This window comes from Pseudomonas sp. PvP100 (assembly GCF_017833055.1).
GTDB classification, from domain to species: Bacteria; Pseudomonadota; Gammaproteobacteria; order Pseudomonadales; family Pseudomonadaceae; genus Aquipseudomonas; species Aquipseudomonas syringae.
On record NZ_JAFIBO010000001.1, the window covers coordinates 1672315 to 1693020 of the forward strand.

The window sequence follows — 20706 nt, forward strand, 5'->3', positions numbered from 1 at the left end:
GCGCGGGGTTACCTTAACCGGCCGGAGATGACCGCCGAGCGCTTTTTGCGTGATCCGTTCCACGCCGACGCACGGATGTACCGCACCGGCGACCTGGCACGCTGGAATGCCGATGGCACTCTCGACTACCTGGGGCGTAACGATGACCAGGTGAAAATCCGCGGCTTACGCGTTGAACTGGGCGAGATCGAAGCTCAGCTCAGCCAATTGCCGGGTATTGAAGAAGCGCTGGTGCTGGCCCGTGAGGACGAGCCGGGCCAGCCAAGGCTGGCGGCGTATTTCATCGAACGCGCCGGTTCGCTGTCGATGCCGGTGTCCGAACTGCGCGCTGCCTTGCTGGCAGTGCTGCCGGGCTACATGGTGCCCAGCGCCTTCGTACGTCTGGACGCCTGGCCGCTGACCGCCAATGGCAAGGTCGACCGCAAGGCCTTGCCATTGCCGGATCGCGAAGCGCTTCCTGATCGCGAATACGAAGCACCTCAAGGGGTGGTGGAAACGGCTGTGGCCGAGATCTGGAGTTCACTGCTGCACGTCGAGCGGGTGGGGCGTCATGACCACTTCTTTGAACTCGGCGGTCACTCGCTGCTGGCTGTCAATCTGATCGCACAGATGCGGCGCCAGGGGCTCGATGCCGATATTCGCACCCTGTTCACACAGCCGACGCTGGCCGCACTGGCTGCGGCGGTGGGTGGCGGAAGTGAAATAACAGTCCCGGAAAATGCTATCCCGGACGATTGCACGCGCATCACTCCGCAGTTGCTGCCGCTGGCCGATCTCGATCAGGTCGCCATCGACCGTATTGTCGCCAGCGTGCCGGGTGGCGTCAGTAATGTGAAGGATATCTACCCACTGGCACCGTTGCAGGAGGGGATTCTCTACCACCATCTGGCTGCCGAACAAGGCGACCCGTACGTTCTGCAAACGCTCTTCGAGATCGCTGATCGCCAGCGTTTGAACGCTTTTGTAGACGCCTTGCAAAGTGTGATCGACCGTCACGACATCTTGCGTACCGCAGTGCTGTGGCAAGGTCTGGAAACACCGATGCAGGTCGTCTGGCGGCAGGCCCGCCTGCATCTGGAGCAGATCGAACTCGACCCGGCCGATGGCCCGGTCATCAATCAGTTGCAACAGCGCTTCGACCCTCGCCATTCGCGGCTGGACTTGAGCCAGGCACCGTTGCTGCGTTTGGTCTTCGCCGAAGATTCGCCCAACCAGCGCTGGGTGGCAATCCTGCTGTTCCATCATATGGTCCTCGACCATACGGCGATGGAGGTTGTGCTCCACGACATGCAGGCACACCTGCTGGGCCAGGCGGACCAACTCGAGGTCGCCATTCCGTATCGCAACTATGTGGCCCAGGCTCGCCTCGGTGTGAGCCGCGAAGACCATGAAGCGTTCTTCCGCGAACAGCTCGGTGATATCGACGAACCGACGCTGCCATTCGGCCTGCTGGATGTGCAGGGCGATGGCCGCGACATTGAAGAGAGCAGTCTGACACTGGACCGTCAATTGAACCTGCGCCTGCGCGCCCAGGCCCGGCAGCTGGGGGTAAGCGCCGCGAGTCTGGTCCATCTGGCTTGGGCTCAGGTATTGAGCCAGGTATCGGGCAGGCAATCTGTGGTATTCGGCACCGTGCTGATAGGCCGCATGCAGAGTGGTGAAGGCGCAGAAAGGGCGTTGGGCATGTTCATCAATACGTTGCCGCTGCGCGTCGATCTGGCCGGGCAGGGTGCGCAGGCCGGGGTCCGGGCGACCCATGCTCAACTCACCGCGCTGCTCGGCCATGAACACGCGCCGTTGGTGCTGGCGCAGCGTTGCAGCGGCGTGGCGGCACTGCTGCCACTATTCAGCGCGCTGCTCAACTACCGCCACAGCAGCGTGGGCGAACCCTCTGCTGAGTCGATCGAGGCCTGGCGCGGCATCGACGTACAGAGTGGCGAGGAACGCACCAACTACCCGCTGACCTTGAACGTCGATGATCAAGGCGACGGTTTCAGGTTGTCAGTGCTGGTGACCGGCAAGGTTGGCGCCGGGCGAGTCTGCGGCTATATGCAGACCGCGTTGGACAATCTGCTGGTTGCGCTGGAGCAGTCGCCAGATACTGCCCTCGAGAGCCTGCCGATTCTGCCGGCTGCCGAGCGCGAGCAGTTGCTGGTGGGGTTCAACGACACGGCGCTGGATTGCCCGCACGAACAGACCATTCATGGGCTGTTCGAAGCACAGGTCGAGCGCACACCTGAAGCGCCGGCAGTCGTCCATGGCGAACAGCGCCTGACGTACCGCGAGCTTAACGAGCAGGCCAACCGCTTGGCGCATACCTTGCGCAAGCAGGGTGTGCAGCCGGATTCCAGAGTCGGGATCTGTGTAGAGCGCAGCGCGGAAATGGTCGTCGGTTTGCTGGCGATCCTCAAGGCGGGCGGTGGTTACGTGCCACTGGACCCGGCTTATCCAGCAGAGCGTATTGCTTACATGCTGCAGGACAGCACGCCTGCTGCCGTGTTGGCACAGTCGGCGACAGAAGCGTTACTGACCGACGTTTCGGTACCGGTGATCAATCTTGATCAGAACAACTGGCAAGAAGAATCGGTGCGGAATCCACAGGTGGCGGGGCTGACCTCGGCCCATTTGGCTTACCTGATCTACACCTCGGGCTCTACCGGCTTGCCGAAAGGCGTGATGATCGAACACCGCAACACTGTGAACTTCCTGAGCTGGGCCCACACGGCTTTCGACGGCGCTGCACTGGAAAAAACACTGTTCTCCACCTCGCTGAACTTCGACCTCGCGGTCTACGAGTGCTTCGCGCCGCTCACCTCAGGGGGGCGAATCGAGGTTGTCAGCAACGTTCTGCAACTGCAACACGGCGAACACGATATCGGCCTGATCAACACCGTGCCGTCGGCGCTGAAAGCGCTGCTGGAAATCAACGCGCTGCCAGAGTCGGTGCATACCGTCAACGTCGCCGGTGAAGCGCTCAAGCGCAGCCTGGTGGAAAACCTGTTCGAAAAGACCAGCGTCCAGCGCCTGTGCAACCTCTATGGCCCGTCGGAAACCACCACCTACTCAAGCTGGGTGGCGATGGATCGCGAACACGGCTTCGCTGCACACATCGGCAAGCCGGTTGGCAATACACAGTTTTACTTGCTGGACCAACAGCAACAACCCGTGCCACTGGGTGTAGCGGGTGAGATCTACATTGGCGGCGCGGGCGTGGCCCGTGGCTACCTGAACCGTGACGATCTGACTGCCGAACGCTTCCTTGCGGATCCGTTCAGCCCGCAGCCAGCGGCACGCATGTACCGCACCGGCGATCTCGGTCGCTACCTGCCAGACGGCAATATCGAATACCTGGGCCGCAACGACGATCAGGTGAAGATTCGTGGCTTCCGTATCGAACTGGGCGAGATCGACGCATGCCTGGCCAGGCATCCAGCAGTCCAGGATGCGGTGGTCACTGCACGCGAAGACGTCCCCGGCGACAAACGCCTGGTGGCGTATTACACGGTCCAATCCGCGCAAACTGCGCCGGACATCGACAGCTTGCGCGGCTGGCTGCTGGGGCAGTTGCCGGCCTACATGGTCCCGGTGGCTTACGTGCGTCTCGACGCATTGCCTCTCACGCCCAACGGCAAACTCGACCGCAAGGCGCTACCCGCGCCGGGCGAGGGGGCATTGATCAGCCGTGGCTATGAAGCCCCGCAAGGTGAGCGAGAAATACTGATCGCCGGTATCTGGCAAGACTTGCTGGGTGTCACGCAGGTTGGACGGCATGACCACTTTTTCGAGCTGGGCGGCCACTCTCTGCTCGCTGTCAGCCTGATGGAACGCATGCGACAGGAAGGCCTGGAGGCTGAAGTCAAGTCGCTGTTCAAGCACCCGACACTCTCGGAATACGCAGCTACAACGGAAAGAATGGAGATTGTTCTGTGAGCATGATTGAACTGTTGGCATTACTGGAAGAGAAAGACGTGCAGCTTGCCGTCAAGGGCGACCAACTGCTCGTCAGCGGCAAGCGACAGTCCCTCATGGAACCCTCTGTGGTGGCAATGTTGCGCGAGAACAAAGCGGCATTGATCGAACTGATCAATGCCGGCGAGTATTACAGCGGCAAGGCCGATGAAGTGGACGTTCCTGCCCAGGCGATTGTGCCGGGCTGCGAGCGCATTACCCCGGACATGTTGCCGTTGATCGAACTCGACCAGGCAGCCATCGAAACAATCGTTGCCCGCGTCCCTGGCGGCGTGCCCAATGTGCAGGATATCTACCCGCTGGCGTCGTTGCAGGAAGGCATTCTTTATCACCATATCGCCGCTGAACAGGGTGATCCTTACGTACTGCAGGCACAGTTTACGATTGCCAGCCGGGAACGTTTCGACGAGTTCACCGCGGCCTTGCAGCAGGTCATCAACCGCCACGACATCCTGCGCACCAGCGTGGTGTGGGAAGGCCTGGACGAGCCAGTGCAAGTGGTGTGGCGCAAGGCTGATCTGGTGCTCAGCGAAATCACCATTGACCCTGCCGCCGGCCCCGCCAGCGAGCAATTGCAACAACGCTTCGACCCACGGCATTACCGCCTCGATATCAGCCAGGCACCCTTGCTGCGGCTGGCCTTCACCCACGACGAGGTCAACCAGTGCTGGGTGGCGATGCTGCTGTTTCACCACATCGCCATCGACCATGCGGCGCTGGACCAGGTCCATCATGAAATCCATGCGTATCTGTACGGTCAGGCCCACACACTGGGCGAACCGGTGCCGTATCGCAACTACGTGGCCCAGGCCCGGCTCGGCGTCACGAACAAGCAGCACGAAGGGTTTTTCCGCGAGATGCTCGGCGACGTCGATGAACCCACGTTGCCGTTCGGCCTGCAGGATGTGCGCGGCGACGGCCATGGCATCGAAGAGGCGCATCAGCCTCTGCCTGCCGAACTGAGCCAGCGCTTGCGTGCTCAGGCGCGACTGCAAGGGGTGAGCGCGGCGAGCCTGCATCACCTTGCCTGGGCACGGGTGCTCGGATGCCTGTGCGGGCGTAACGATGTCGTGTTCGGCACGGTGCTGCTGGGGCGCATGCGCGGTGGCGAGGGGGTTGGCCGGGCCTTGGGGATGTTTATCAATACCTTGCCGCTACGGGTGGACGTGGGTGAGCAGGATGTACGCGCCGGGGTCAAGGCGACCCATGCACGTTTGACAGCGTTGCTCGGCCACGAACACGCCTCGCTGGCGTTGGCCCAGCGTTGCAGCGGTGTATCGGCACCGACGCCACTGTTCAGCGCATTGCTCAACTACCGCCACAGTTCAGCCGGAGCGGCGAGCGATCAGGAAGTCACCGATCAGGCCGATCAACTCTGGGAAGGGATCGAGGTGAGGGGCGGTGAAGAACGCACCAACTACCCGTTGATTTTATCCCTCGACGATCTTGGCGAAGGATTCAGCCTTAATGTTCAGGCTGTTGCCGGTATCGGTGCCCAGCGGGTTTGCGGGTATATGCAGACGGCGCTGGAAAGCCTGGTGCATGCACTGGAGCAGACGCCGCAGGCGCCGTTGAACAGCTTGCCGATCCTGCCAGCCGACGAGCGCGAGCAGTTGCTGGTGGATTTCAATGACACCTCGCTGGATTATCCGCAGCAGCAGACCATCCATGGCCTGTTTGAAGCGCAAACCGAGCGCACACCGGAAGCGCTGGCAGTCGTCCATGGCGAACAACGCTTGACCTATCGCGAGCTTAACGAGCAGGCCAACCGCCTGGCCCATGCCTTGCGCAAGCAGGGCGTTCAGCCTGATTCTCGCGTCGGAATCTGTGTAGAACGCGGCGCGGAAATGGTCATCGGTTTGCTGGCGATTCTCAAGGCGGGCGGCGGCTATGTGCCGCTCGATCCAGCTTACCCGGCAGAACGTATTGCCTACATGCTGCAGGACAGTGCTCCGGCAGCCGTGCTGGCTCAAACCGCTACTCAGGGCTTGCTGGCCGACGTTTCGGTGCCTGTGATCAATCTTGATCTGAGCGATTGGCAGGAACAATCCGTCCAGAATCCGCAGGTGCCGGGGCTGACTTCGGCGCACCTGGCCTACCTGATCTACACCTCGGGTTCGACCGGCTTGCCGAAAGGCGTGATGATCGAACACCGTAACACCGTGAACTTCCTGAGCTGGGCGCATAAGGCGTTCGACGGCTCTGCACTGGAAAAAACGCTGTTTTCCACTTCGCTGAACTTCGACCTCGCCGTCTACGAGTGCTTCGCGCCGCTGACCTCGGGCGGCAGTATCGAAGTCGTCAAAAACGTGCTGGAACTGCAACACGGCGAGCACGACATCGGCCTGATCAACACCGTACCGTCGGCGCTTAAAGCGCTGCTGGAAGTTAACGGCTTACCAGAATCTGTGCACACAGTGAACGTGGCCGGTGAAGCGCTGAAGCGCAGCCTGGTTGAGTCGCTGTTCGAGAAGACCGGCGTGCAGCGCCTGTGCAACCTGTATGGCCCATCTGAAACAACCACGTACTCAAGCTGGGTGGCGATGGATCGCGAAGACGGCTTCGCTGCGCACATCGGCAAACCGGTCGGTAATACGCAGTTTTACCTGCTGGACGAACAGCTACAGCCCGTGCCACTGGGTGTTGCGGGTGAAATCTACATCGGCGGTGCCGGTGTGGCCCGTGGCTACCTGAACCGTGACGACCTCACTGCCGAACGCTTCCTCAAGGACCCGTTCAGTCAGCAACCCGCGGCACGCATGTACCGTACCGGGGACCTTGGCCGTTATCTGCCAGATGGCAATATCGAATACCTGGGCCGTAACGATGATCAAGTGAAGATCCGTGGCTTCCGTATCGAACTGGGCGAGATCGATGCGCGTCTGGCCAAACACCCGGCCGTCCATGAAGTGGTGGTCACCGCTCGCGAAGATGTTCCCGGCGACAAGCGTCTGGTGGCTTATTACAGCGTCCAGTCCGCGCAAACGGAACCGGGCATCGACAGCTTGCGCGGCTGGCTGCAGGAACAACTCCCGGCCTACATGATCCCTGTGGCCTACGTACGTGTTGACGCAATGCCGCTGACTCCGAACGGCAAGCTCGACCGCAAGGCGCTGCCAGCACCCGACAGTGACTCGCTGATCAGCCGTGGCTACGAGGCCCCTCAGGGCGAAATCGAAACGCAGATCGCGGTCATCTGGCAAGAATTACTGGGCGTCGAGCAGGTCGGTCGTCACGACAATTTCTTCGAACTCGGTGGTCATTCGCTGCTGGCAGTCAGCCTGATCGGGCGCATGCGTCACATCGGTCTGAGTACTGATGTAAAAGCGCTGTTCAGCCAACCGACCCTTGCCGCACTGGCCAGTGCCGTGGGCGGCGGCGATGAACCCGGCAGTGATGAAGTCACCGTAGCGACCAACCTGATTACCCCAGGTTGCCAACGCATCACCCCAGACCTCTTGCCGCTGATCAAACTGACCCAAGAGCAGATCGACCTGGTGGTGGCCTGTGTGCCCGGCGGCGCAGCGAACGTGCAGGATATTTACCCGCTGGCGCCGTTACAGGAAGGCATTCTCTATCATCATATCGCCGCAGAGCAGGGCGATCCTTACGTACTGCAGAGCCAGTTCGCGTTCCAGAGCCGCGCTCATCTGGATACCTTCGCCCAGGCCCTGCAAACGGTCATCAACCGCCATGACATCCTGCGCACGTCCATGCACTGGGAAAGTCTTGATGAGCCTTTGCTGGTGGTCTGGCGTCAGGTCGAACTCAGCGTCGAGGAAATTCAGCTCAACCCTCGCTTCGGTGATATATCCCGTCAGTTGCAAGAGCGCCTGGACCCGCGCCAGATACGCATGGACATCCGTCGGGCACCCTTGATGCGAGTGGTGTGTGCCCTGGACACCGTCAACCAGCGTTGGGTGGCGACGCTGATGTTTCACCACATGATCCTTGACCACACTGCGCTGGATCAGGTGCGCTATGAAATGCAGGTCTGCCTGCTCGGTCAGGCCGATCGACTTGGTGACTCAGTTCCTTACCGAAACTATGTCGCTCAGGCCCGACAGGGCGTGAACGAGCAGGATCATGAGCTGTTCTTCCAGGACATGCTCGGCGACATCGACGAGCCGACGCTGCCGTTCGGCCTGCACGACGTGCAAGGCGACGGCAACGCTATCGATCAGGCTCGTCTGACGCTGGATAACGCTTTGAGCCAACGCCTTAGAGTGCAGACGCGGCAGCTTGGGGTCAGTGCTGCAAGCCTGCTCCATCTGGCATTCGCACAGATGCTGGGCCGCCTCAGCGGACGTGATCAAGTGGTATTCGGCACCGTCCTGATGGGCCGCATGCAGAGCGGCGAGGGTGCCGAACGGGCCCTTGGCATGTTCATCAATACCTTGCCGCTGCGGGTGGACCTGGGCGGTGAGGGCGTACGTGACGGGGTCAAGGCCACGCATCGGCGCTTGACCGGGTTACTCGGCCATGAACATGCCTCGCTGGCACTGGCCCAGCGCTGCAGTGGCGTGGTCGCACCGACACCGCTGTTCAGCGCCTTGCTCAATTATCGTCACAGTAGCGTTGCCGTGACCGATGAGGCAATGGCGGCCTGGGATGGCATGCAGTCTTTGCGACTGGACGAAGAAGAACGCACCAACTACCCGCTGACCGTCAATGTCGACGATACGGGTGAAGGCTTCCAGTTCACTTCGCTGGTGGCGGCGAGCATTGGCGCGCAGCGCCTTTGTGACTATCTGCAGTTGGCCGTAGCGGGGCTGGTCGAGGCGCTGGAACAGGCGCCGCAAACGCCGTTACACAGTATTTCGATACTGCCGCTCAGCGAACGTACCCAGTTGCTCGAACACTGGAACCCTTCCGGCAAAACCTATGCACATGAAACACCGATCCACCGGCAATTCGAAGCCCGCGCCGCAGAACGACCAGATGCCGTCGCGCTGATGTTCGAAGCACAGACCCTGAGCTACGGCGAGCTCAATGCGCGTGCCAACCAGGTCGCGCACCGTTTGCTGGCCCTGGGTGTACGGCCTGACGATCGCGTGGCGATCTGCGTCGAACGTGGCCCGGCGATGATTATCGGCGTGTTGGGCATCCTCAAATCCGGCGCCGGTTACGTGCCACTGGATCCGGCTTACCCGCTTGAGCGCCTGGCCTACGTACTCGGCGACAGTACCCCAGTGGCATTGTTGAGCCAGCGATCAGTGCAACAGGCCTTGCCGGTCTGCGAAGTGCCGCTGATCTACCTTGACGATGCCGACCTGCAGGACGAATCCGTCTGCAATCTGCAAGTACCGGTCAAGCCCGCCGACCTTGCCTACGTCATCTACACCTCCGGTTCCACTGGCCTGCCAAAGGGAGTGATGGTCGAGCATCGCAACGTCGCACGGCTGTTCTCGGCCACCCAGGACTGGTTCGGTTTCAATGAACAGGATGTTGGAGCACTGTTCCACTCATTCGCCTTCGACTTCTCGGTCTGGGAAATCTGGGGCGCGCTGCTGCACGGTGGGCGCCTGCTGATCGTGCCGCAACTGATCAGCCGTTCACCTGAAGACTGCTATGACCTGCTGTGCAGTGCCGGAGTCACGGTACTCAACCAGACACCGAGTGCCTTCCGCCAGCTGATTGCGGCCCAGGGCAAGAGCGAGCGCGCACACTCATTGCGCCAGGTGATTTTCGGCGGCGAAGCACTGGAAACGGCCATGCTCAAGCCGTGGTACGCCCGCAACGTGAATACCGGCACGCAACTGGTGAATATGTACGGCATCACCGAAACCACCGTGCATGTGACCTACTATCCGTTGCAGGCCGAAGATGCACAGCGCATGGGCGCCAGCCCGATCGGCGAGCACATTCCCGATTTGCAGCTGTATGTCCTCGATGCTCATCGCGAACCGGTGCCAGTAGGGGTGATTGGCGAGCTGTATGTGGGCGGCGCCGGCGTTGCGCGTGGCTACCTGAATCGCGAAGCACTGACGGCCGAGCGTTTTCTCGATAACCCGTTCAGTAGTGCTCCGGGTGCGCGCCTGTACCGTACCGGCGACCTGGGGCGCTGGCTGGCCAATGGCAGCCTCGAGTATCTGGGCCGTAACGATGAACAGGTGAAAATTCGCGGTTTCCGTATCGAGCTGGGCGAGATCGAAGCTCGATTGAGCGCCTGCCAAGGCGTACGTGACGCTGTGGTTGTGGTGCGTGAAGACGAACCGGGCGACAAGCGTCTGGTGGCCTATCTCACGACGCAGCAGTCGGGCGACCTGCTGGACATCGAAAGCCTGCGCGAGCATCTGCAAGGCACGTTGCCGCAGTACATGGTGCCGGCGGCCTACGTGCAACTCGATACGCTGCCGTTGACTGCCAACGGCAAGCTCGACCGCAAGGCGCTGCCAGCACCCGACCGTTCGGCGTTGGCCAGTCGGGGCTATGAAGCGCCAGAAGGCGACACCGAAATGGCCATTGCGCGGATCTGGCAAGACCTGCTCCAGCTGGAGCAGGTCGGCCGGCATGACCACTTCTTCGAACTGGGCGGCCACTCGCTGCTGGCGGTGAAACTGATCGAGCGCATGCGCCAGATCGATCTGGTTGCCGATGTGCGCGTGCTGTTCAGCCAGCCGACCCTGTCTGCCCTGGCGGCAGCGGTGGGCGGCAAAGGGCAAGTCGAGGCACCCGCCAACCTTATTCCCGCCGACTGCTCGCGCATCACCCCGGATATGCTGCCGCTGGTGTCGCTGAGCCAGGAGGATATTGATCGCGTGGTGTCCAGCGTGCCCGGCGGTCTGTCCAACGTGCAGGATATCTATGCCTTGGCGCCGTTGCAGGAGGGGATTTTGTATCACCACCTTGCTGCGGCCGAAGGCGACCCGTACCTGCAACACGCACTGTTTGCCTTCGACAGCCGAGAACTTCTGCATAACTTCGCCCAGGCACTGCAAGGCGTGATCGCGCGGCACGATATCCTGCGCACTGCGGTGTTTTGGGAACGTCTCGACGCCCCGGTGCAGGTGGTCTGGCGTGAAGCGACTCTGGGCCTGGATGAGCACATGCTGGACCCGGCCGATGGCGACATCGCCGAACAACTGCTCAAGCGTCTCGACCCGCGCCACACGCGTCTGGACATCCGTCATGCACCGATGCTGCGCATCGGTTATGCACACGATGAGGTGAACAATCGCTGGCTGGGCATGTTGCTGTTCCATCACCTGGTGGACGACGCCACGTCGCTGCGTATTCTCAGAAGCGAAATCGAAGCGCACATGCTCGGTCAGCAAGCCTCGCTGCCACCGTCCGTGCCCTATCGCAATTACGTAGCTCAGGCCATGCTCGGTGTCAGCCGTGAAGAGCACGAGGTATTTTTCCGCGACATGCTCGGTGATATCGACGAGCCGACGCTACCCTTCGGCGTGCAGGACGTGCAGGGCGACGGGCGCGGTATCGAGGAAGCATGCCAGCGGGTCGACATTGGCCTGAGCCAGCGTTTGCGCGTGCAGGCCCGCCAACTCGGGGTCAGTTCTGCCAGCCTGTATCACCTGGCCTGGGCCCGTGTACTGGCTGCCGTTTCGGGCAAAGGCGATGTGGTCTTCGGCACCGTGTTGCTCGGTCGCCTGCAAGGCGGTGCCGGCTCTGACCGGGCGCTGGGGATGTTCATCAATACCTTGCCGCTGCGCGTCACGCTGGGCGAGCAGGGCGTGCGCAGCGGTCTGAAAGCCACTCATGCGCGACTCAGCATGCTGCTGGCCCATGAACACGCGTCGCTGGTACTGGCTCAACGCTGCAGTGGTGTGCCCGCGTCAACGCCACTGTTCAGCGCCTTGCTCAACTACCGGCATATCGACGCGCAGGTCAACCAAGAGTCTTTCGACACCTGGCAGGGCATCGAAAGCCTGCACAGTGAAGAGCGTACCAACTATCCGCTGGCCCTTTCAGTGAATGATGAAGGGGAGGGCTTCAGCCTTACCGTGCAAGCCATTGCCAGTATCGATGCACAACGGGTCTGCTCTTATATGCAGACGGCGCTGGAGCATATCCTTATGGCGCTGGAGCAGGACCCCGAAGCACCGCTGAGCAGTATTGCGATCCTGCCGGCTGTCGAACGCCAGCAATTACTGGTCGAATTCAACAAGACCGCGCGGGATTACCCGCAACAGCAGACCGTGCACGGCCTGTTCGAAGACCAGGTACGGGCAGTACCCGAAACTTGCGCGGCGATTCACGACGGCGTCTCCGTGAGCTACGCCGAACTCAACACCCGTGCCAATCGTCTGGCGCGGTATCTACTGGGTCTCGGCGTACAGCCGGGTGACAGTGTGGCGATTTTGCTGGAGCGCAGCCTCGACCTGCTCGCCAGTCAGCTGGCGGTGCTCAAATGCGCGGCGGTGTACGTGCCGCTGGACACCCATGCACCGGTCGAACGTCAGGCATTCATGATTGAAGACAGTCGTGCACGTGTCCTGCTGACTCATAGTCACGTATCGCTGACGAGTGGTGCACAGCGTATCGATCTCGACGATTTGACCCTGGACGACCTGAAAGACACTGATCTGGCATTGCCGCAGTCCAGCGAAAGCGTCGCCTACATCATGTACACCTCTGGCTCGACGGGGGTTCCTAAAGGTGTGCTGGTGCCGCATCGCGCCATCAGCCGCCTGGTGATCAACAACGGTTACGCCGACTTCAATGCTCAGGATCGCGTGGCGTTTGCCTCTAACCCTGCGTTTGATGCCAGTACGCTGGACGTCTGGGCACCGTTACTCAACGGCGGCTGTGTGGTGGTGATCGAGCAGAACGACTTTCTGTCTCCACTGAATTTCCAGCGTCTGCTGCTGGAGCAATCGGTAACCGTGCTGTGGATGACCGCCGGGTTGTTCCATCAATACGCTTCGGGTCTGGGCGAAGCGTTTTCACGTCTGCGCTACCTGATCGTCGGCGGTGATGTGCTGGACCCTGCCGTTATAAACAGAGTGCTGTCGAACAATCCTCCACAACATCTGCTCAACGGCTATGGCCCGACCGAGGCGACGACCTTTTCCGCGACCTACGAGATCACTTCAGTGGGCAGTGGTGGTATCCCCATCGGTCGACCTGTCGGCAACAGTCTGGCTTACGTGCTCGATGCGCTGCGCGAACCCGTGGCAGTGGGTGTGCCCGGCGAGCTGTATATAGGCGGGCAGGGTGTTGCCAAAGGCTATTTGAATCGAGATGACTTGAGCGCCACGCAATTTGTCGTCGATCCGTTCAGTGCGTCGGAAAACGCACTGATGTACCGCACTGGCGACCTGGTTCGCTGGCGTGCCGACGGCAACCTGGAATACCTGGGTCGCAATGACGACCAGATAAAAATCCGTGGTTTCCGCGTTGAACTGGGTGAAATCGAAGCGCGCCTGGCCGAACATCCCGAGGTTCGCGAGGCTGTGGTGCTGTGTCGTCAGGATGTGCCGGGCGACAAGCGCCTGGTGGCTTATGTCATAGCGCAACAGCTTGAAACCGTGCTCGACATTGAACACCTGCGCAGTCATCTGCAAGGCACATTGCCGGACTACATGGTGCCTGCGGCCTACGTGCAGCTGGACGCACTGCCGCTGACCGCCAACGGCAAGCTCGACCGCAAGGCGCTACCAGCGCCGGATGCGCAATCGCTGATCAGCCGCGGTTATGAAGCCCCTCAAGGCGAGGTCGAGACCCTGCTGGCGTCGATCTGGGCAGACGTACTGACGGTCGAACAGGTCGGTCGTCATGATCACTTTTTCGAACTGGGCGGTCATTCGTTGCTGGCGGTGATGCTGATCGAACGCATGCGCCAGGTCGGTCTGAGTGCCGACGTGCGCGTGCTGTTCAGCCAGCCGACCCTGGCAGCGCTGGCAGCGGCGGTGGGCAGCGGCCGTGAAATTCACGTCCCGGCCAATGGCATTGCCGCGGACTGTCAGCGGATTACACCGGACATGTTGCCGCTGGCAAGTCTTGATCAGGTCGCCATCGACCGGATCGTTGCCACGGTGCCCGGCGGCGTTGCCAACGTGCAGGATATCTACCCGCTGGCGCCGCTGCAGGAAGGTATCCTCTATCACCACCTCAGCGCTGAACGCGGTGATCCCTACGTGCTGCAATCGCTGTTCAGCTTTGACAGCCAGGAGCATGTCGACGATTTCGCCCGCGCCTTGCAGTTCGTGATCCAGCGTCATGACGTGCTGCGCACCGCATTGGTCTGGGAGGGGCTGGACGAACCGATGCAAGTGGTCTGGCGTCAGGCGCCGCTGATGCGCGAAAGCTTTGATGCCGACCCACACGCGGGCGACATGGCGGCACAGTTACACCAGCGTTTCGACGCCAGGCACCATCGTCTGGACATTCGTCAAGCGCCGATGATGCGTCTGGTGTGTGCCTGGGATGGACCGAACCAGCGCTGGCTGGCGTTGCTGCAGTTCCATCATCTGGTCATGGACCATACCGCGATGGACGTGGTGCGCTACGAGATGCAGGCCAGCCTGCTGGGCCAGGAGGCGCAACTGGGCGCGGCGGTTCCGTATCGCAACTATGTCGCTCAGGCCCGACTGGGCGTGAGCCAGGAAGAGCATGAGGTGTTCTTCCGCGACATGCTGGGCAATGTCGACGAACCGACGCTGCCGTTCGGTTTGCAACAGGTACACGGTGACGGGCGCGACATCGAAGAAGCCCGACTGACCGTAGACGCAGACCTCAGCCGTCGCGTGCGGAGCCAGGCCCTGCAGCTGGGCGTGAGTGCCGCGAGCCTGGTCCACCTGGCCTGGGCGCGACTGCTGAGTCAGGTCTCGGGGCGTGACGACGTAGTGTTCGGCACCGTACTGATGGGCCGCATGCAGGGCGGCGAAGGCGCAGACCGGGCGCTGGGAATGTTTATCAACACCTTGCCGCTGCGGGTAGAGCTGGGCAATCTGGACGTACGTGACGGGGTCAAGGCCACGCATCGACGCCTGACCGGGTTACTCGGTCATGAACATGCCTCGCTGGCACTGGCCCAGCGCTGCAGTGGCGTGGCCGCACCGGCACCGCTGTTCAGCGCCTTGCTCAATTATCGTCACAGCAGCATTGCCGTGACCGATGAGGCACTGATGGCCTGGGATGGCATGCAGTCGCTGGGCGATGAAGAACGTACCAACTACCCGCTGACGCTGAACGTCGATGACCAGGGCGAAGGCTTCCAGTTGACTGTTCAGACCGTGCCACTGGTTGAGGCGACACGGATCTGCGCCTACATGCAACAAACCCTGAACAGTCTTGTCGATGCGCTGGAACAGGCGCCGCAAACCCCGCTGCATGCTATTTCGATATTGCCGTTCAACGAACGTGCGCAGTTGCTCGAGCAGTGCAACCGGCCTGAGAAGAGCTATGCACACGAGACACCGATCCACCGGCAATTCGAAGCACGCGTCGCAGAACAGCCAGACGCCGTCGCGCTGATGTTCGAAGCGCAGACCCTGAGCTACAGCGAGCTCAATGCGCGTGCCAACCAGGTCGCGCACCGTTTGCTGGCCTTGGGTGTACGCAATGACGATCGCGTGGCGATCTGCGTCGAACGTGGCCCGGCGATGATTATCGGCTTGCTGGGGATCCTCAAATCCGGCGCCGGTTACGTGCCACTGGATCCGGCTTACCCGCTTGAGCGCCTGTCCTACGTACTCGGCGACAGTACCCCGGTGGCGCTGTTGAGTCAGCGATCGGTGCAGCAAGCCTTGTCGGACTCCGATGTGCCACTGATCTATCTTGACGATGCAGACCTGCTGGATGAATCCGTCAGCAATCCAATGGTATCGGTGCAGCCCAGCGACCTTGCCTACGTCATCTACACCTCCGGTTCTACCGGCCTGCCCAAGGGTGTGATGGTCGAGCATCGCAACGTTGCACGACTGTTCTCGGCCACCCAGGACTGGTTCGGTTTCAATGAACAGGATGTCTGGGCGCTGTTCCACTCATTCGCTTTCGACTTCTCGGTCTGGGAAATCTGGGGCGCGCTGCTGCATGGCGGACGTCTGTTGATCGTTCCGCAACTGGTCAGCCGCTCGCCTGAAGACTTCCACGAACTGCTGTGCAGTGCTGGTGTAACCGTACTTAGCCAGACACCGAGTGCGTTCCGCCAGCTGATTGCGGCCCAGGGCGAGAAAGAGCAGGCACATTCGCTGCGCCAAGTGATTTTCGGCGGCGAAGCACTGGAAACGGCGATGCTCAAACCGTGGTACGCCCGCAACGTGAATACCGGCACGCAACTGGTGAACATGTACGGGATTACCGAAACCACAGTGCACGTCACCTACTACCCGTTGAAGGCCGAAGACGCCCAGCGTGTCGGTGCCAGTCCGATCGGCAAGCGTATTCCAGACCTGCAACTGTACCTGCTTGACGCCCATGGCGAACCAGTGCCGGCAGGCGTGATCGGCGAGCTGTACGTGGGCGGTGCCGGTGTTGCCCGTGGCTACCTGAACCGTGAAGCACTGACGGCCGAGCGTTTTCTCGATAACCCGTTCAGTAACGCTCCGGGTGCTCGCCTGTACCGCACCGGCGACCTGGGACGCAGGCTGGCCGATGGCAGCCTGGAATACCTGGGCCGCAACGACGAACAGGTGAAGATTCGCGGCTTCCGTATCGAACTGGGTGAAATCGAAGCACGTCTGGCTGAGCATCCTGAAGTCTGCGATGCCGTGGTGCTGTGCCGTGAGGATGTGCCCGGTGACAAGCGTCTGGTGGCCTATGTCACGGCGCTGCAGGCGCAAAGGCTGCTGGACATCGAAAACCTGCGCGAGCATCTGCAAGGCACATTGCCGCAGTACATGGTACCGGCTGCCTACGTGCAGCTCGATGCACTGCCGCTGACCGCCAACGGTAAGCTTGACCGCAAGGCCTTGCCTGCGCCTGACCGGTCTTCAGTGGCCAATCGGGGCTACGAAGCGCCAGAAAGCGACGCCGAGATGGCCATTGCGCGGATCTGGCAAGACCTGTTGCAACTCGAGCAGGTCGGCCGGCATGACCACTTCTTCGAGCTGGGCGGCCACTCGCTGCTGGCCGTGAAACTGATCGAACGCATGCGCCAGATCGATCTGGTTGCCGACGTGCGCGTGCTCTTCAGCCAGCCGACCCTGTCGGCACTGGCGGCAGCGGTGGGCGGCAAGGGTGCAGTAGAAGTACCCGCCAACCTTATTCCCGCCGACTGCGCGCACATCACCCCGGACATGCTGCCACTGGTGTCACTGCGCCAGGAGGATATCGACCATGTGGTGTCCTGCGTGCCGGGTGGTGCGGCCAACGTGCAGGATATTTATGCCCTGGCGCCGCTGCAGGAGGGGATTCTGTATCACCACATTGCTGCGGTCGAAGGCGATCCCTACTTGCAGTACGCACTGTTCTCCTTTGACAGTATCGAGCGCCTGCACAGCTTCGCCCAGGCCCTGCAAGGCGTGATCGCGCGGCACGATATCCTGCGTACCGCCGTGCTTTGGGAGCGTCTCGAGGCACCGGTGCAGGTGGTCTGGCGTGAGGCGCCGCTGGGGCTTGATGAGCTGGTACTGGACCCGGCCTGCGGTGATATTTCCGAGCAACTGATCAAGCGCCTGGACCCGCGTCACACGCGTCTGGACATCCGTCAGGCGCCGATGTTACGCATCGGCTATGCCCAAGACGCGGTAAATAACCGCTGGATGGGCATGCTGCTGTTCCATCACCTGGTGGACGACGCCACGTCGCTGCGTATTCTCAGAAGCGAAATCGAAGCGCACATGCTCGGTCAGCAAGCGTCGCTGACGCCCTCCGTGCCTTATCGCAATTACGTGGCTCAGGCCAGGCTCGGCGTCAGCCGCGAGGAACACGAAGCGTTTTTCCGCGACATGCTCGGCGACATCGACGAGCCGACGCTACCGTTCGGCCTGCAGGACGTGCAGGGCGAGGGGCAAGGTATCGAGGAAGCATTCCAGCGGGTCGACATTGACCTGAGCCAGCGCTTGCGGGCGCAGGCTCGTCAACTCGGGGTCAGTTCCGCCAGCCTGTATCACCTGGCCTGGGCCCTTGTACTGGGCGCTGTCTCAGGCAAAGAGGATGTGGTGTTCGGCACCGTGTTGCTTGGTCGTCTGCAGGGCGGCGTTGGTTCTGACCGGGCGCTGGGGATGTTCATCAACACCTTGCCGCTGCGCGTCACGCTGGGCGAGCAGGGCGTGCGCAGCGGTCTGAAAGCTGCCCACGCACGACTCAGCGGACTGCTGGCCCATGAACACGCGTCGCTGGTGCTGGCTCAGCGTTGCAGTGGTGTACCGGCGTCAACGCCACTGTTCAACGCCTTGCTCAACTACCGGCATATCGACGTGGAGGTCAATCAGCAGGCTTTCGAGGCCTGGCAGGGCATCGAACATTTGCACGGAGAAGAACGCACCAACTATCCGCTGACCCTTTCAGTGAACGATGAAGGTGCGGGCTTCAGCCTCACCGTTCAAGCCATTTCCAGTATCGATGCGCAACAGGTCTGCGCGTATATGCAGACAGCGCTGGAGGGTGTGGTCAGCGCACTGGAGCAGTCCAGCGAGATGCCTTTGGCTGGTTTGTCGGTTGTGCCAGCAGCAGAGCGTGAGCAACTGGTCTTCGGCCTCAACGCTACCGCGCTGGATTATCCGCACGAGCAGACCATCCATGGCCTGTTCGAAGCACAGGTCGAGCGCACGCCGCAGGCTGTGGCCGTGGTGCATGGCCAACAGCGCCTGACCTATCGCGAGCTCAACGAACAGGCCAACCGCCTGGCCCATGCCTTGCGCAAACAGGGTGTGCAGCCCGATTCCCGCGTAGGGATCTGCGTAGAACGCGGCGTGGAAATGGTCGTCGGTTTGCTGGCGATTCTCAAGGCGGGTGGCGGCTACGTTCCGCTGGATCCAGCATATCCGGTAGAGCGGATTGCTTACATGCTGGAGGACAGCACGCCTGCCGCCGTTCTGGCTCAAAATGCTACTCAGGGCTTGCTGGCCGACGTTTCGGTACCTGTGATCAATCTTGATCTGAGCGATTGGCAGGGCGAATCCGTCCAGAATCCGCAGGTGCCGGGGCTGACCTCGGCACATCTGGCGTACCTGATCTACACGTCCGGTTCCACCGGTATGCCAAAAGGCGTGATGATCGAGCATCGCAACACCGTGAACTTCCTGACTTGGGCACACGTGGCGTTCGAAGGCTCTGCGCTGGAAAAAACGCTGTTCTCCACCTCGCTGAACTTCGACCTCGCGGTCTACGAGTGCTTCGCACCGCTGACATCGGGTGGCAGCATCAACGTGGTCAAAAACGTCCTGGAACTGCAACACGGCAATCACGATATCGGCCTGATCAACACCGTTCCCTCGGCACTGAAAGCGCTGCTGGAAATCGACGGTTTGCCAGGGTCGGTCCACACCGTCAATGTCGCCGGCGAAGCACTCAAGCGCAATCTGGTGGAATCACTGTTCGAGAAAACCGGCGTGCAGCGCTTGTGCAACCTGTATGGGCCGTCCGAAACCACCACCTACTCAAGCTGGGTGGCCATGGACCGCAAAGACGGCTTCGCTCCGCACATCGGCAGGCCGGTGGGCAACACCCGGTTTTACCTGCTCGACGAGCAGCAACAGCTCGTTCCGCGGGGTATGCCGGGTGAAATCTACATCGGCGGTGCCGGCGTGGCCCGCGGTTATCTGAACCGTGATGATCTGACCGCTGAACGCTTCCTCAAGGATCCGTTCAGCCTCTCACCCGGCGCGCGTATGTACCGCACCGGCGACCTGGGTCGCTACTTGCCGGATGGCAATATCGAATACCTGGGCCGTAACGATGATCAGGTGAAGATCCGTGGTTTCCGTATCGAACTGGGCGAGATCGAGACGTCCCTGAACAAACACCCGCAGGTGCAGGAAGCGGTGGTTGTCGCCCGCGAGGACGTACCCGGCGAAACCCGTCTGGTCGCGTATTTCACACCGTCTGACCCGACAGTGTTACCGGAAAGCAGCGATCTGCGCACGTACCTGCAAGGGCTGCTGCCGGACTACATGCTGCCGGCCGCCTACATGCCGCTTGATGCGTGGCCGCTGACGCCGAATGGCAAGCTCGACCGCAAGGCCCTGCCGGCACCGGACAGCAGTGCATTTACCTCGCGTGCCTACGAAGCCCCGGTGGGTGACGTGGAGATCAGGCTGGCAGCGCTCTGGGCGGAGCTGCTCAATGTCGAAAAAGTCGGGCGTCATGACCATTTCTTCGAACTGGGCGGGCATTCATTGTTGGCGGTCAGCCTGATCGAGCGCATGCGTCAGGCGGACCTGGAAGCTGACGTCCAGGTGCTGTTCGGTCATCCGACGCTTATTCAGGTGGCTGCCTCGGTGGGTAAGGTCAAGCGGCTGGAGGTGCCGCAGACGAAAATACCCACACTCAACCGCAAACGCCGTATCTGAAGCGACGGTAACTGCCCGCCCGATCGGCAACCGGTCGGGCGGTTGCCTTTCACCCTGACGTCCTGCGTAACGGCTTCGTACCCCCCTCGCAACATCCCACTCTGTCTGTTCAGCCAGGCGCTCGCACATCGCTGCGCCGACCGCCACCCTCAAGTCTTGTCCCAGCTTCCCACGACAGACAGTCGCCCATGGATGCTCTAATTTTTGCGGCGTGTGGGAAGCACGGCGAATGGGAAGTTTCGTGTGTGTCAGAGGACCGCAGCCCTTTATTGCTGCGGCGCCCATCATACCTGCACCCGGATCCCGTTCTGTCTTCGAG

Annotated in this window: 2 protein-coding genes (1 of these 2 only partly in view); both read left to right on the forward strand. The window is 61.3% G+C overall.

Annotated features, from left to right (window positions below; translation table 11 throughout):
• On the forward strand, positions 1 to 3930 hold the 3' end of the coding sequence (gene sypA, locus JOE39_RS06990; RefSeq protein ID WP_210077643.1) for a non-ribosomal peptide synthase/polyketide synthase. 21777 nt of this gene lie to the left of the window's left edge; only the last 3930 of its 25707 coding nucleotides appear in the window; its start codon lies off the left edge, out of view; the stop codon is at positions 3928 to 3930.
• Positions 3927 to 20387 carry a non-ribosomal peptide synthetase gene (locus JOE39_RS06995; protein WP_210077641.1) on the forward strand — a complete coding sequence of 5487 codons (16461 nt, stop codon included), beginning with the start codon at positions 3927 to 3929 and terminating at the stop codon, positions 20385 to 20387. The genes sypA and JOE39_RS06995 overlap by 4 nt, the downstream gene beginning before the upstream one ends.
• Positions 20388 to 20706 lie beyond the last annotated feature (319 nt).